This window comes from Kribbella sp. CA-247076 (genome assembly GCF_050942445.1).
GTDB lineage: Bacteria > Actinomycetota > Actinomycetes > Propionibacteriales > Kribbellaceae > Kribbella.
This window is the reverse complement of record NZ_CP192051.1, coordinates 2,636,765-2,650,302: the sequence shown is the minus strand read 5'-3', so window position 1 is coordinate 2,650,302 and position 13,538 is coordinate 2,636,765. Positions and strand designations below refer to the sequence as shown.

General features: G+C 70.5%; 14 protein-coding genes. 7 read left to right on the top strand and 7 right to left on the bottom strand.

From position 1 onward, the window contains the following. Positions 1-37: 37 nt before the first annotated feature. The 5 genes from ACQPYZ_RS12695 (at position 38) to ACQPYZ_RS12675 (ending at position 2,179) form a co-directional block, all read left to right on the top strand. Positions 38-367: a hypothetical protein gene (locus ACQPYZ_RS12695; RefSeq protein WP_433167691.1), complete on the top strand. Its 330-nt coding sequence runs from the start codon at positions 38-40 to the stop codon at positions 365-367. A gap of 9 nt (positions 368-376) precedes the next feature. Then, entirely contained in the window at positions 377-928 is a 552-nt protein-coding gene (locus tag ACQPYZ_RS12690; protein WP_433167690.1) for a histidine phosphatase family protein, read from the top strand. Between the two features lie 16 nt (positions 929-944). Next, on the top strand, positions 945-1,325 hold the full coding sequence (gene crcB / locus ACQPYZ_RS12685) for a fluoride efflux transporter CrcB (protein WP_433167689.1): 381 nt from the start codon (positions 945-947) through the stop codon (positions 1,323-1,325). Further along, complete coding sequence (crcB, locus tag ACQPYZ_RS12680; RefSeq protein ID WP_433167687.1) at positions 1,322-1,684, top strand: fluoride efflux transporter CrcB; 363 nt, start codon at positions 1,322-1,324, stop codon at positions 1,682-1,684. The genes crcB (ACQPYZ_RS12685) and crcB (ACQPYZ_RS12680) overlap by 4 nt, the downstream gene beginning before the upstream one ends. Before the next feature lie 201 nt (positions 1,685-1,885). Continuing rightward, on the top strand, positions 1,886-2,179 hold the full coding sequence (locus ACQPYZ_RS12675; RefSeq protein WP_433167686.1) for a WhiB family transcriptional regulator: 294 nt from the start codon (positions 1,886-1,888) through the stop codon (positions 2,177-2,179). 58 nt (positions 2,180-2,237) lie between these two features. On the opposite strand, the gene ACQPYZ_RS12670 is transcribed toward ACQPYZ_RS12675, so the two are convergent. From ACQPYZ_RS12670 to ACQPYZ_RS12660, 3 genes are all read right to left on the bottom strand, one after another. After that, entirely contained in the window at positions 2,238-2,642 is a 405-nt protein-coding gene (locus ACQPYZ_RS12670) for a PLD nuclease N-terminal domain-containing protein (protein WP_433167685.1), read from the bottom strand. Between the two features lie 103 nt (positions 2,643-2,745). Next, positions 2,746-3,636: a sulfite exporter TauE/SafE family protein gene (locus tag ACQPYZ_RS12665; protein WP_433167684.1), complete on the bottom strand. Its 891-nt coding sequence runs from the start codon at positions 3,634-3,636 to the stop codon at positions 2,746-2,748. 57 nt (positions 3,637-3,693) lie between these two features. Further along, positions 3,694-3,780, bottom strand: coding sequence for a putative leader peptide (locus tag ACQPYZ_RS12660; protein WP_360521122.1), 87 nt, complete (start codon positions 3,778-3,780; stop codon positions 3,694-3,696). A gap of 164 nt (positions 3,781-3,944) precedes the next feature. Between ACQPYZ_RS12660 and ACQPYZ_RS12655 the strand changes: the two genes are divergently transcribed. Then, positions 3,945-6,578, top strand: coding sequence for a family 78 glycoside hydrolase catalytic domain (locus ACQPYZ_RS12655; protein ID WP_433167683.1), 2,634 nt, complete (start codon positions 3,945-3,947; stop codon positions 6,576-6,578). On the opposite strand, the gene trmB is transcribed toward ACQPYZ_RS12655, so the two are convergent. The 3 genes from trmB to ACQPYZ_RS12640 all read right to left on the bottom strand — a co-directional run bounded on the left by trmB (position 6,559) and on the right by ACQPYZ_RS12640 (position 11,399). Continuing rightward, on the bottom strand, positions 6,559-7,269 hold the full coding sequence (gene trmB, locus ACQPYZ_RS12650) for a tRNA (guanosine(46)-N7)-methyltransferase TrmB (protein WP_433167682.1): 711 nt from the start codon (positions 7,267-7,269) through the stop codon (positions 6,559-6,561). The two genes, ACQPYZ_RS12655 and trmB, sit on opposite strands and share 20 nt — an antisense overlap. A 13-nt stretch (positions 7,270-7,282) precedes the next feature. After that, a complete protein-coding gene (locus ACQPYZ_RS12645) occupies positions 7,283-10,267 on the bottom strand; it encodes a bifunctional [glutamine synthetase] adenylyltransferase/[glutamine synthetase]-adenylyl-L-tyrosine phosphorylase (protein WP_433167681.1) in 2,985 nt (994 codons plus the stop codon). 94 nt (positions 10,268-10,361) lie between these two features. Continuing rightward, positions 10,362-11,399, bottom strand: coding sequence for an IS30 family transposase (locus ACQPYZ_RS12640; protein WP_433167680.1), 1,038 nt, complete (start codon positions 11,397-11,399; stop codon positions 10,362-10,364). 167 nt (positions 11,400-11,566) lie between these two features. Between ACQPYZ_RS12640 and ACQPYZ_RS12635 the strand changes: the two genes are divergently transcribed. Next, on the top strand, positions 11,567-12,046 hold the full coding sequence (locus ACQPYZ_RS12635) for a hypothetical protein (RefSeq protein WP_433167679.1): 480 nt from the start codon (positions 11,567-11,569) through the stop codon (positions 12,044-12,046). An 18-nt stretch (positions 12,047-12,064) separates the two neighbouring features. On the opposite strand, the gene glnA is transcribed toward ACQPYZ_RS12635, so the two are convergent. Further along, entirely contained in the window at positions 12,065-13,405 is a 1,341-nt protein-coding gene (gene glnA, locus ACQPYZ_RS12630) for a type I glutamate--ammonia ligase (RefSeq protein ID WP_433169676.1), read from the bottom strand. Positions 13,406-13,538 lie beyond the last annotated feature (133 nt).

Genomic DNA, 13,538 nt, shown 5'->3' with positions numbered 1-13,538 from the left:
GGGCTGCAACGACGTTCGATGGTGAGGGGTGCACAGGGTGAGGCCGCGGACCTTCGAGTTGGTGCGCTACCGGGATCCCAGTGGTGTGTCCGGGACCGGTGTGGTGGCTGAGGGGTGCGAGTTCAGCGACGGGTCGGTCGCGTTGCGGTGGCGCGGAAGCAACCCGGCCACGGCGGTCTGGCCGGACATCGACTCCGTGCTCGCCGTCCACGGCCACCAGGGAGCGACCGAGGTGCGCTGGATCGAGCCACCGGCCCGGTCGAGTCTCTTCGACGAGCTCCACCAGGTGCGCCCGCCGACCAGCATCGCCGATCCCCTTCCGAACAGTCACTCCCGGGGCTGGGCGGGCGCCCGCCATCTCAGGTAGAACATGGCCGTGACGCAGATCTACCTGGTCCGGCACGGCGAGCCGGACTACGGACCGGTCGACGCCCGCGGCCTGCCGGGCCTGGCGGCCGACAGCGCCCCGCTGACGCCGGTCGGCGCGAAGCAGGCCCAGGAGGTCGCGGACCTGCTCAGCGGCATCGGGGCGACTTACCTGGTGAGCTCACCGTTCACCCGGGCGCTCCACAGCGCCGCGATCATCGGTCACCGGCTGGCCCTCGGCGTACGGGTCGACTACGACCTGCGGGACTGGCTGCCGGATCACACCGGCTCCTGGCGCGGTCTGGCCGAGGTACAGGCTGCTCAGGCTGAGCTCGAGGCGTACGACGGGGAGTGGCCGCAGGGCATCCAACGCCCGTGGGAGCCGCTGTCCCAGGTCCGCGAGCGCGCTCGGGCCGCACTGGCCCGGCACACCGCAAACACGGACGGTCCGGTGCTGGCCGTCACCCACCGGATGGTGATCCGGGCGCTGACCGGCGAGACCGGAACGGCGCACGGCGCGCACGAGTACTACCGTTACGACCCGGCGGAGAGCGGCACCTGAGCGAGCGGAGTCGGCCATGGCACAGCCCGGACTGCCGCGTGTCCTCGGCGTCGTGGCGCTCGGCGGGGTCGTCGGCTCGTTGGCCCGGTACGGGCTCGCTGAGGTCTTCCCGCACGGACCGGGCGACTTCCCCTGGGCGACGTTCGCGACGAACGTGCTCGGCTGTTTCGCCATCGGCGTCCTGCTCGCGCGGATGACGCCCCGGTCGCACCCACTGCTCCGGCCGTTCCTCGGCACCGGCATCCTCGGCGGGTTCACGACCTTCTCGACGTTCGCCGTGGACACCGAGAAGCTGCTGCCGGACCACGTGGTCGTTGCCCTGGTCTACTTCTTCGGCACGGTGGTCGCGGCGTTGCTGGCGGCAACCCTCGGCGAGTGGGCCGGGCGGCCGCGATGAACGTCCTGCTCGTCGCCCTCGGCGCGGCGGTCGGCGCTCCCCTGCGCTTCCTGGTGGACAAGCACCTGGTCGGCCGATGGTTGCCGACCAGCAACGCAAGTACTCCGTTGCCCTGGGGAACCTTCACTGTCAACATCCTGGGCAGTTTCGTCCTCGGACTGCTCACCGGAGTGACCGATCGGACCACGACCGTGCTCGTCGGCGTCGGGTTCTGCGGCGCGTTCACGACGTACAGCACGTTCGCCGCCGAGACGACCGCACTGGCTGCCGCGGGCCGCCGCGGGAAGGCGGTGCTGAACGTCGTCCTCAACCTCGGCGCCGGCCTGGTCGCCGCCGTTCTGGGTGCTCTGCTCGTCTGAAGCAACCGAGTGACTCATGTCACATGCAGTGATGACGTGAACACCGTCACCGCGTGAACCGGGCCCGATCACGGCCTGCGACGCCACGTGCCGATAACGAAAGGACCGAACTTCGAGACAACAAGGGTTGAACTCGCTGGGAGTTGAGCATAGTTTTCACCGAGCGCCCGTCCGCGCTCACGGTGAGTCAAGGAGGTTGCCATGTCGAGAGGGATGCCTCGCCTGCCCCGCCCGCTCATGGATCTGTGGGACTGGCAGTCGCAAGCCGCGTGCCGCGACGTCAACCCGGAGTTGTTCTTCTCGCCCGAGTCGGAGCGTGGCGTCCGCAAAAGGGCCCGCGAGATGGTGGCGAAGTCGCTCTGCGGGACCTGCCCGGTCCAGCCCGAGTGCCGTCAGCACGCGCTCTCGGTCGGAGAGCCGTACGGCGTCTGGGGCGGCACCACGGAGTCCGAGCGCGACACGACTCTCCTCCCTGAGCACCGCAAGTCGGCGTGACGGAGCTGCCACCGCACCACTGACTACCTGACGGAACGGCAGGGACCTGCGCGGAGGCTCAGGTCTTGCCGTCGTCGGGCTCCGACGAGGTGTTCTCGTCCTGGGGCTTCGGCTTGGGCTGGTCGTCCTGCTCTGCCTCGGGTTCCTTGGGCGGTTCGGGTGGCTTCACCGTCGTGCGCGGATCGCGGTAGCGGTCCAGCGACTTGAGGAAGTCCGGATCGTCGTCCGGCGCGGCCGGCCGGCCGCCCGGCGCCGGCGGCCGGACCGCGCGCTCGCGGCGGCCGTGCTGCAGGCGCAGCATGAGCAGCCAGACGATCGGCCCGACGAACGGGACGAACACGATCAGGACGATCCACACCAGCTTCGGCAGGTGCGGCACGTCCTCCTCGGGCGTCTGGATGCAGGAGAACAGCGCGTACACGCTGAGCGCCAGGCTGATCAGGAACGGCAGGAATCGAACCACGTTCCCACAGTACGGCGCGCTTCCGAACGGACCGAACGTCCGGGCGCGCCAGTGGCCAACCCGTAATCCGGGCCGGCCACTGCCAGGAACTGCAGGACCGGGGTCAGACGGTCTCGAGCTCGCGGCGGGCATCGGCGTCCGCGCGGCGTCCGGTCGTGCGCACGCTGTAGGCGACGACCGCGGCCCATGCGGCGACCAGGACGCCGTACACCAGGAAGCGTGGGCCTTCGGCGACCCCGAGACCCTTCAGCAGCGTGCGGGCGTTGGTCAGGATCAGGACCAGGCCGACGCCGACACCGAGCCAGCGGGTCGCCAGCCGCGACACCAGCCAGGCGGCCAGCGGCGCCGCCAGCACGCCGCCGACGAGCAGGGCGGCGACGATCCCGAACGGCAGGTTCTCCTTGCCGAGCCCGAGCAGGAACCCGATGCTGGCGGCGACCGAGACGATGAACTCGGCCGCGCTCACCGAACCGACCGTCCGGCGCGGCTCGAGCTTGCCGCTGCTGAGTAGCGTCGAGGTCGCGACCGGCCCCCAGCCGCCACCGCCGGTCGCGTCGACGAAGCCGGCCACCAGGCCGAGCGGGCCGAGGAACTTGCCGGCCGGGCGTCCCTCCAGCACGGCCCGCACCTTGCCGGTGGCGAACCGCACCAGGATGTACACGCCGATCAGCAGCAGCAGTCCGGCGACCCAGAGCGAGGCCGCCTCGGTCGACAGACCGGACAGGAAGGTCGCGCCGGCGAACGCGCCGACGCCGCCCGGGACGCCGATCAGCGCGACCACGCGCCAGTCGACGTTGCCGAAGCGCCAGTGCGAGAGGCCGGAGGCGAGCGTGGTGCCCACTTCGGCGAGGTGGACGGAGGCGGAGGCGACGGCCGGGGTGATGCCGGTGATCAGCAGGGCCGTGGTGGCGGTGACGCCGTAGGCCATGCCGAGCGTGCCGTCGACGAGTTGGGCCACGGCTCCGAGCAGGGCGATGAGGATGAGACGACGCACAGGAGTGATCCTTCGGGCGAGGACTGGGGTGGACGGACCGAAGTACTGCGCCGAAGGTCAACAGCAGGCGGAATTCACCCGCAGCAGGTCGACATGCCGACGACGCGTGAGCGCGTCGCCGGGTGCGTTCGTCGTGACCTGCATGCCTCCATGAAACCGGACAAAGTCGAGCGATTTGCTCAGGTTTCACGATCCGAGACAACTAATTGGTGGGTGAGACGCCCGGCCGGATCTGGTCAGACGGTTGAAAGCCCGGCGGCCGCCTGCCTACGGTCCTCGGGGTGCCGACGAGCCTGAGGAGCCGCCTGATGCACGTACTGCCGGACGGTTGGTCACCTGGTGGTCCGCTGACCGCAGGAACGCTGAAGACCGAGTACGCCGAGCGCCCGCTGGGCACCGACGTCCGCCGACCGCGGTTCGGGTGGGTCGCCTCCGCTCCAGGACACGGCGCGACCCAGGCGGCGTACCAGGTGCTCGTCGCCTCGTCGCCGGAGCTGCTGACGCCGGAGGACGCGGACCTCTGGGACTCGGGCAAGGTGACCTCGCCGCGGACCTTCGGTATCGAGTACGACGGCAGGCCGTTGACGGCTCGCACCCGGTACCACTGGACCGTCCGACTGTGGGACGGACTGGACCGTGACGGCGGCTGGGCGGAGCCGGAGTGGTTCGAGACCGCGCTTCTCGACGAAGGGTTCGCGGGCGCCCAGTGGATCGGCGGCGAGACGGACAGCGCTCCCCTGCTCCGCCGGGTGTTCGCGGTCGGCGGGACGGTGCAGCGGGCACGGCTGTACGCCTGCGGTCTCGGGTACGCCGACGTGCGGCTCAACGGTCAGCGGGTCGGCGACGCCGTCCTCGATCCCGGCTTCACCGACTACGACCACACGGTTCTCTACGTCACGCACGACGTGACCGACCTGCTGCGGTCGGGCAACAACGTGGTCGGCGCCGAGCTCGGCCGCGGCTTCTTCGGGCTCTCCACCCCCAACGTCTGGCGCTGGCACCAGACCCCCTGGACCGCCGAGCCACGCCTGATCGCCCGCCTCGTGATCGAGTACGACGACGGCCGCACGGTGGAGGTGGTCACCGACGACAGTTGGCAGATCACCGGCGGCCCGACCGTGTCGGACGACCTGTACACCGGCGAGACGTACGACGCCCGCCGTGCCCTCCCCGGGTGGGACACAGCCGCGTTCGACGACTCCGGCTGGGCGACCGCGTCGATCGTGGACGGCCCGAAGGGTCCGCTGCAGGCCCAGGCGCACGAGCCGATCCGGGTGGTCGAGGCCGTCGAGCCCACAGAGGTCACGGAGGTCCGGCCCGGGGTGTGGATCGTCGACTTCGGCCGGACCACGGCCGGCTGGACCAAGCTGACCGTGACCGCCGACGCCGGCACCGTGATCAGTCTGACCCACGGCGAGACAGTTGCTGACGGCAACGTGGTGGCGGTGAACGCGCACGTCGAGGGCGACCGGATCCAGCGCGACGAGTACATTGCCGCCGGCAACGGTGCCGAGGAGTGGGAGCCACGCTTCTCCTACAAGGGTTTCCGGTACGTCCAGGTCGACGGCGTCACCGAGCGGCCGCAGGTGCAGTTGCGCGTGGTTCATTCGGACGTGCGGACGGTGACGCGGTTCGCCTCGACGCAGCCGGCGTACGAGCAGTTCGACCAGGCGATGCGCCGGACGATCCTGAACAACCTGCACGGCATCCCGACGGACACGCCCTTCATGGAGAAGAACGGGTGGACCGGGGACGCGCAGGTCGGCGGGCCGACGATGCTGGCGACCCTCGACCTGGCCCGGTTCTTCACCAAGTGGCTCGGCGACATCCGCGACAGCCAGGCTGAATCTGGGCAGTTGCCGGTGATCGTCCCGTCGAGCGGTTGGGGTTTCACCGACCTCTCCCCCGCGACCGAGTGGCCGACGGTCTACCCGTTCCTGCTGCGGGAGATGCATCGCGCGTACGGCGACGAGCGGCTGCTGCACGAGCACTGGGACTCGCTGACCCGCTACCTCGCCTGGGAGCTCGACCGGGTCGAGGACGGTCTGTCCGTCAGCGTGCTCGGCGACTGGCTTCCACCCGGTTACGGCAACGGCCCGGCGCCCGAAGACCGACGGCTCACGGGTACGGCGTACCTCTATCGCGCGCTCGTCGCGGCAGCCGAGATCGGCGACCTGATCGGCCGGCCGCACGAGTACCGGAAGGCGGCGGCCGAGCTGTCCGACGGCCTCAACCGCGCGTTCCTGGATCGCGAGGCCGGCGTGTACCGGTCCGGTGACGACCCGGACTACCGGCAGACGTCGAACGCCGTACCGCTCGCGTTCGGGATGGTGCCGGAGGAGCTGGTCCCGCGGGTCGCCGCCAACCTGGCCGCGGACGTGGAGGCTCGTGGTTTCCACCTCAACACCGGGTGCCTCGGCGTCGGCGTCCTGCTGCCGGTGCTGACCGCTCACGGGTACGGCGACGCGGCCACGAAGGTCGCGTTGCAGCGCTCGTACCCGAGCTGGCTGTACTGGTTCGACCTCGGCGCGGACACGATGTGGGAGATGTGGGAGGAGGACTCCCGCTCGCGCGACCACTACTTCCAGGGCACCGTCGTGCAATGGGTGTACGAGAACGTCGCCGGACTGCGGAACCTCGATGCGGGCTGGCAACGGATCCTGGTCCGCCCGGAGGCGCGCACCGACGTCAGCTCGGCGTCGATCCGGACCGAGACGATTCGCGGCCGGGTCACGGTGAGCTGGAAGCAGGTCAGCCGGGTGCTGTCGCTCGACGTCGAGGTCCCGGTGGGTACGACGGCCGAGGTCCACGTCCCGTCCGCGGCGGCTTCGGACGTCAGCGCCGTACCGGGTCCGTACGCGGGTGAGGCGTCGTACCAGGACGGGTACACCGTCTACACGGTGCCGGCCGGGCTGTGGAGCTTCACGAGCCGGTCGGCGTGACCTTGGTGTAGATCAGGTCGCGGCAGACCCGGCCCTCGGCCTGGGCGCGCGCCTCGAACTTGGTCACCGGCCGCCACTCGGGCCGTGGGGCCCAGCCGTCGTACTGGTTGCGCAGGAGCGGCTCGGCCTCGCAGATTTCCAGCATCCGGTCCGCGTAGTCGGCCCAATCGGTTGCCAGGTGCAACGTGCCGCCGGGCTGCAGCCGGGACGCGACCAGCGCGACGAACGGCGGCGTGACGAGCCGCCGCTTGTGGTGTCGCTTCTTCGGCCACGGATCCGGGAAGTAGATCCGTACGCCGGCCAGTGTGCCGGGCGCGACGCGGTCGCGGAGGAAGTCGAGCGCGTCGCCCTGCAGCAGGCGGACGTTGTCCAGGTCGTACTTCTCCACCCAGAGCATCAGCTGGCCCAGACCCGCCGGGTACACCTCGGCGGCCAGATGGTTCACCTCCGGCGCGGCCACCGCGAGCTGCGCGGTCGCCTCGCCCATCCCCGACCCGATCTCCAGCACGGTCGGCGCTTCCCGGCCGAACCACTCGGCCAGGTCCACCTCGCCCGGCGGCAGGTCCTCCTGCGTCCGCCCGAGGGCCGGCCAGTCGGTCGCCCACACGCGCTTCTGCCCGACCGTCATCCGGACGCTGCGCCGGACGGTGCTGAAAACCCCCGCCTGCCTGACCTGATCCACCGTCTCCACCACTACGATCCTATTAGTCGTCCCAGAAGAGGTGCGCGACGGTGTTGTGCGCCCGGCGGGTGATGCGCAGGTAGTCGTCGGAGAAGCGGCCCGACTCACCCGGTGGGTAGCCACAGATGTGGGCGACTGCGGCGAGGTCGCGGGGATCGTTCGGCAGCGAGTCGCCCGGGCGGGCGCGGACCAGCATGATCGCGTTCCGGACGCGGGTGGCCAGCTCCCATGCGACCCGCAACGTGTCCGCATCCGTCGCCTCGACCAGCCCGGCCTCGACCGCGGCCTCGAGCGCCGCGAGGGTCCGGGTCGTCCGCAGACCATGTACTCGGCGGGCCTCGCGCAACTGCAGGAGTTGCACGGTCCACTCGATGTCGGCCAGGCCGCCCCGGCCGAGCTTGGTGTGCGTGCTGCGGTTGGCGCCGCGCGGCAGGCGTTCGGCGTCCACGCGCGCCTTGATCCGCCGGATCTCCATCACGTCCCGGTCGCTGACGCCGTTCTCCGGGTAGCGCAGCGGGTCGATCAGCGCGCGGAAGGCGTTGCACAGCTCGGCGTCGCCGCACAGCGGGTCCGCCCGCAGCAGCGCCTGCGCCTCCCACACCGCGGACCAGCGGGCGTAGTAGGACGCGTACGACGCCAACGTCCGGACCAACGGCCCCTGGCGACCCTCGGGACGCAGGTCCGCGTCCACCTGGACCGCCGGATCGGCGCCCGGCAGCGCGAGCAGCCGGCGCAACTCGGTCGCCGTCTGGGTGGCGAAGTCGGTCGCCGCCTTCTCGTCCGCGCCCGGCACCGGATCGTGCACGAACATCACGTCCGCGTCGCTGCCGTACCCGAGCTCGTGCCCGCCGAACCGACCCATCGCGACGATCGACATCCGGGTCGGCTCGGGCTCCCCCTTCGCGACCGCGCGCCGGGCGACCTCGAGCGCGGTCGTCAGCGTGCCGACCGAGATCGCGGTCAGCGCCTCGCCCACGGTCTCGACGTCGAGCAGCCGGGACAGATCGGCCGCGGCCACCCGGAAGAGCTCGCGCCGCCGGACCGCCCGGATCGCGGCCACGGCGGCCTCGGGCTCGTCCTGCCGGCTCGCCGCCGCGGACATCTCCGACAGCAGGCTCTCCTGCGACCGCGGCACGAGCTCGCGTTCGTCGGCCAGCATCGCGGTCGCTTCGGGTGCCCGCTGCAGCAGGTCGACGGCGTACCGGCCGCTGGCGAGCAGGTGCGCGAGGCGCTCGGCGGAGGCGCCTTCGTCGCGGAGTTGGCGCAGGTACCACGGGGTGGACCCGAGCGTGTCCGAGATCGTCCGGAACGCGAGCAGTCCGGCGTCGGGATCAGGTGACTCGGCGAACCAGCCGAGCATCGCCGGCAACAATGCCTTCTGGATCGACGACCGGCGTGACACCCCTTCCGACAGGGCCTCGATGTGCCGGAGCGCCGACGACGGATCGGCGTACCCGAGGGCGGTGAGCCGTTGCTTGGCCGCCTCGGGGGTCAGCCGCACCTCGCCGCCGGGGATTCGCGCGACGGCCGCGAGCAGCGGCCGGTAGAACAGCTTCTCGTGCAGGCGCCGTACCTCGAGCGCGTGCTTCTTCCAGGCCGCGGTCAGGTCGGCGACCGGGTTCTTCGTGAACCCGAGCGACCGGCCGAGCCGGCGGAGGTCGGCGTCGTCCTCCGGGACCTGATGAGTACGCCGCAACCGGTACAGCTGGATGCGGTGCTCCATCGACCGCAGGAACCGGTACGCGTCAGCCAGGACGGCGCCGTCGCTGCGACCGACGTACCCGTTGGCGGTCAGCGACTCGAGCGCGACCAGCGTCGTCCCGCTGTGGACCGCCTCGTCATTGCGACCGTGCACGAGCTGCAGGAGTTGTACGGCGAACTCGACGTCCCGCAGCCCGCCCGGACCGAGCTTGAGCTGGCGATCCACGTCGGCCGCCGGGATGTGATCGATCACCCGCCGGCGCATCGCCTGGACGTCGTCGACGAACCCCGGCCGGTCCGCCGCCGACCACACCAGCTCGGACGTCTTCTCGGCGTACCGCTGCCCGAGCTCCGCGTCGCCGGCGACCGGGCGGGCCTTCAGCAGGGCCTGGAACTCCCAGGTCTTGGCCCAGCGCTGGTAGTACGCGAGGTGGCTCTCGAGCGTGCGGACGAGCGGGCCCGACCTGCCCTCGGGACGGAGCGCCGCGTCGACCGGCCAGAGCGTGCCTTCGGCGGTGTGCGCCGAGCAGATCCGCATCGCGGCGGCCGCGAGCTGGGTCGCGGTCTTCAGCGCGGGCGCCTCCGGGTCGCCGTCGAGCGGCTCGGCGACGAACAGGACGTCGACATCGCTGACATAGTTGAGCTCCCGGCCACCACACTTGCCCATGGCAATGATCGCGAGCCGGCAGTCGGCGGCCGACGGGTGCGCGGCGAAGTACTCGTTCCGGGCGATGTGCAGGGCGGTCTCGAGCGCTCCCCCGGCCAGGTCCGCCAGGACAGCGGCCACCTCGTCGACGAGCAGCCCCTCGGCCAGGTCACGCGCCGCAAGTCTGAGCAGGAGCCGCCGGTACTCGACCCGCAGGGCGTCCACCGGGTTCGGAGCATCCACGGCCGTGGCGAGTCGGGCCCGGACGTCGTCGACGGACGGGTGTACGCCGGTCAGCGCCGGGTCGGCCAGGTCGTACCAATGCCGCGGGTGGACGCCGAGGTGCCGGCCGAGCGCCTCGCTCGCACCGAGGACCGCCACCAGCCGGCGGCGGAAGTCCTCGTCCACCTCGAGCGTGCGCGCGAACGCGGCGACGTCGTACTCGTTGCGGTGCAAGCCCTCGGCCAGGCCGCACAGGCCCTGCAGCGCGAGGTCGGGATCCGCCGCCTCGGACAGCGCGGTGATCAGCTGCTCGGTCGCGATCGGACTGTGCGAGTCCAGCCGGTCCAACTGCTCCAGAGCTGCCACGGCCCGCCGCGGATCCGCGAACCCCAGCCGGACCAGCCGTCCTTCCCAAGACCCGCGCCGCACCTCAGCCACCCCCGCAGGCTACCGGCCCCCGCCCGCCCACACCGCGCGCACCCGTTGTCGGGCCGACTTTGTGCACCCTGTGAGTACGCCGTCGCGGGCGGTTTCAACTGGTTGTTGCACTGAGGGCCTCGTTGAGGGCTTGGGCCGGAGTCTTCCATCCCAGGGTCTGTCGGGGGCGGGTGTTCAGCAGGTGGGCGACTTCGTCGGTGCGGGCCTGGGTGAGGGTTCGGAGGTCGGCGCCTTTGGGCCAGTACTGGCGCAGCAGTCCGTTGGTGTTCTCGTTGCTGCCCCGCTGCCAAGGTGAGTGGGGGTCGGCGAAGTAGATGTCGATCCCGGCGTCGACAGCGATGGCGGCGTGCTCGCTCATCTCGCTGCCGCGGTCCCAGGTCAGCGAGCCGCGCAGCGCTTGGGGCAGCGAGCCGATCAGCGGCGTCAGCGCGGCCTTCAGATCCAGCCCGGTATGCCGGTCCGGCAGCGGGGCCAGCAGCACGAACCGGCTCTTGCGTTCGACCAGGGTGATCACCGCGCCCTTGCCGACCCCGCCCAGCAGCAGGTCGCCTTCCCAGTGCCCGGGCACGGCCCGATCGCAGACCTCGGCCGGCCGCTGGCTGATCGGCACGATCCCGATCAGGCCCCGCCGCACAACGCCGCTGCGGGGCCTGCGGCTCATCCGTTTGGTGCGCAGGTGCTCGGTCAGTTCCCGCCGCAACTCGCCGCGGGTCTGCACGAACAACGACTGGTAGATCGTCTCGTGGCTCACCCGCATACCGTCGTCGCCGGGGAACAACCCTGGCAAGCTCGCCGCGATCTGCTGCGGGGACCAGTCCTGCAACAACAACTCCCCAACCGCCAGCGCCAACGGCCCGGTCAGCTTGAACGGCTTCGGACGACGCGCCCGCCGGACCGCATGACGTTGCGCCCGCACCGCCCGATACACCCGCGGCCGGCCCCACATCCCACCACCGGCCGCCCGCCGCGGCGGCAGCGACCCAAACCGACCAACACCGTTGCGCTCGATCTCCCGCGCAATCGTCGTGCGATGACGCCCCAGCACCGCCCCGATCTGCTCCACCGACAACCCAGCCGCCAGCGACCTCTCAATCACCTGACGCTCCCGCTCATCCAACCGCCTACCCGGCACCACAACCTCCAGTCATCACACAAATCATGTGCAACAACCGGTTGAGGCCAAGGCGCGCTCTATGCTCAGGCCGTGCACACAGTGTCTCGACTGGATCGCGAACCCGTTGCGGCGAATACACGGTGTCGTGTAGCGGATTCGCTCAGTAATCGGCATGATGGCTGTTCATGGTCATGATGACGGGGTCGCTCGCTGTTCGGGGCACGGTGGTCTGGTTGACGCCCCAGCAGGGCGGGCGAGTGTCGGGTCCGCCTGAGCCGGACTACGACTACGACTACACAGCCACGGCGTACCTCCCACCGCGGACGGCCGACGACGGCCAGGCCGGGATCGCGTTACGCGAGTTCGCGCCCGGCGCCTGGCGCACCCCGGCCGAGGGGATCCTCGTGCCGGCCAAGGGACACCGGGCTCAGCAGGTGATCCCCGGGTGCATCGTGGTGATCACCGAAGGCACGCGACCGGTCGGCCTCCTCACCGTCGAAGAGGTGCACGCCCTCGCCCCGGACGGATCGCGGGTCGTGCCCGCAGCGGTCGACGTACCGCCGGCCGAGGTTGCGACTACGACCGACCCGCCCTACCGGCACTCGACCGCGGCCTCGCGGTGGGCGTCCAAGCACGCCTCGGACGATCAGCTCGCCAACCTCTGAACACACTCGCGTTTTCAGTTACAGGACCGGGAGGAGTTTGTTGAGTTCGAAGGGGGTTACCTGGCGGCGGTAGTCCTGCCACTCGGCGCGCTTGTTGCGGAGGAAGAAGTCGAAGACGTGCTCGCCGAGCGTCTCGGCGACGAGTTCGCTGTCCTCCATCGCGCTGATCGCCTCGGCGAGGCTGTTCGGCAGCGGCTTGATGCCGAGCGCCTTGCGTTCGCGGGACGTCAGCGACCAGATGTCGTCCTCGACCTCGCGCGGCAGTTCGTAGCCGTCCTCGATCCCCTTCAGCCCGGCCGCGAGCATCAGCGCGAACGCGAGGTACGGGTTCGCCGCCGAGTCCAGCGAGCGGAACTCGACCCGCGAGGACTGCCCCTTGTGCGGCTTGTACATCGGCACCCGGACCAGCGCGGATCGGTTGTTGTGACCCCAGGAGATGAACGACGGCGCCTCGTCACCGACCGCGAGCCGCTTGTAGGAGTTCACCCACTGGTTCGTCACCGCGGTGATCTCGGCGGCGTGGTGCAGCAGGCCGGCGATGAACGCCCGCCCGGTCTTCGACAGCTGGTACTGAGCGCCGCCCTCGAAGAACGCGTTCCGGTCACCCTCGAACAACGACATGTGGGTGTGCATCCCGGACCCGGGCTGGTCGCTCAGCGGCTTCGGCATGAACGACGCGTAGATGCCCTGGCTGAGCGCGACCTCCTTCACCACCACCCGGAAGGTCATGATGTTGTCCGCGGTGGTGAGCGCGTCGGCGTACCGCAGGTCGATCTCCTGCTGACCCGGGCCGCCCTCGTGGTGGCTGAACTCGACCGAGATGCCCATCGACTCCAGCATCGTGATCGCCTCACGGCGGAAGTCGTTCCCGATGCCCTGCGGGGTGTGGTCGAAGTACCCGGACTGGTCGACCGGCTCGAGCTTGGATCCCGGCTCGCCGGTGAGCGACTTGAACAGGTAGAACTCGATCTCGGGGTGAGTGTAGAAGGTGAACCCCAGGTCGGCCGCGCGCGACAGCGTCCGCTTCAGCACGTACCGCGGGTCGGCGAACGACGCGGACCCGTCCGGCATGTTGATGTCGCAGAACATCCGCGCGGTGCCCATCGTCTCGCCCCGCCAGGGCAGGATCTGGAAGGTCGACGGGTCCGGCTTGGCCAGCATGTCGGCCTCGGTCACCCGGGCGAACCCCTCGATCGCGGAGCCGTCGAACCCGATCCCCTCGGCGAAGGCGCCCTCCAGCTCCGCCGGCGCGACCGCGACCGACTTCAGGAACCCGAGCACGTCGGTGAACCAGAGCCGCACGAACCGTACGTCGCGCTCCTCGAGCGCGCGCAGTACGAACTCCTGCTGCTTGTCCATCGGCCAGTCCACCTCTCGCTCGTCAACGGCCCGTCAGCGTCCCGGGGCCCTCACACAGTCTGCCTCTGCTCTGTTAAGCAGACGTTACGTGCTGGTGCGGACATCGCGCCGATCAGGGCCTACCGTGTCCTGC

What these genes read in the sequence shown, in the direction of transcription:
- ACQPYZ_RS12655 (WP_433167683.1), top strand. Translation starts at nt 3,945, where the DNA reads ATGCACGTACTGCCGGACGGTTGGTCACCTGGTGGTCCGCTGACCGCA.
- glnA (WP_433169676.1), bottom strand. Translation starts at nt 13,405, where the DNA reads ATGGACAAGCAGCAGGAGTTCGTACTGCGCGCGCTCGAGGAGCGCGAC.
- ACQPYZ_RS12635 (WP_433167679.1), top strand. Translation starts at nt 11,567, where the DNA reads ATGGTCATGATGACGGGGTCGCTCGCTGTTCGGGGCACGGTGGTCTGG.
- ACQPYZ_RS12675 (WP_433167686.1), top strand. Translation starts at nt 1,886, where the DNA reads ATGTCGAGAGGGATGCCTCGCCTGCCCCGCCCGCTCATGGATCTGTGG.
- crcB (WP_433167689.1), top strand. Translation starts at nt 945, where the DNA reads ATGGCACAGCCCGGACTGCCGCGTGTCCTCGGCGTCGTGGCGCTCGGC.
- crcB (WP_433167687.1), top strand. Translation starts at nt 1,322, where the DNA reads ATGAACGTCCTGCTCGTCGCCCTCGGCGCGGCGGTCGGCGCTCCCCTG.
- ACQPYZ_RS12660 (WP_360521122.1), bottom strand. Translation starts at nt 3,780, where the DNA reads ATGCAGGTCACGACGAACGCACCCGGCGACGCGCTCACGCGTCGTCGG.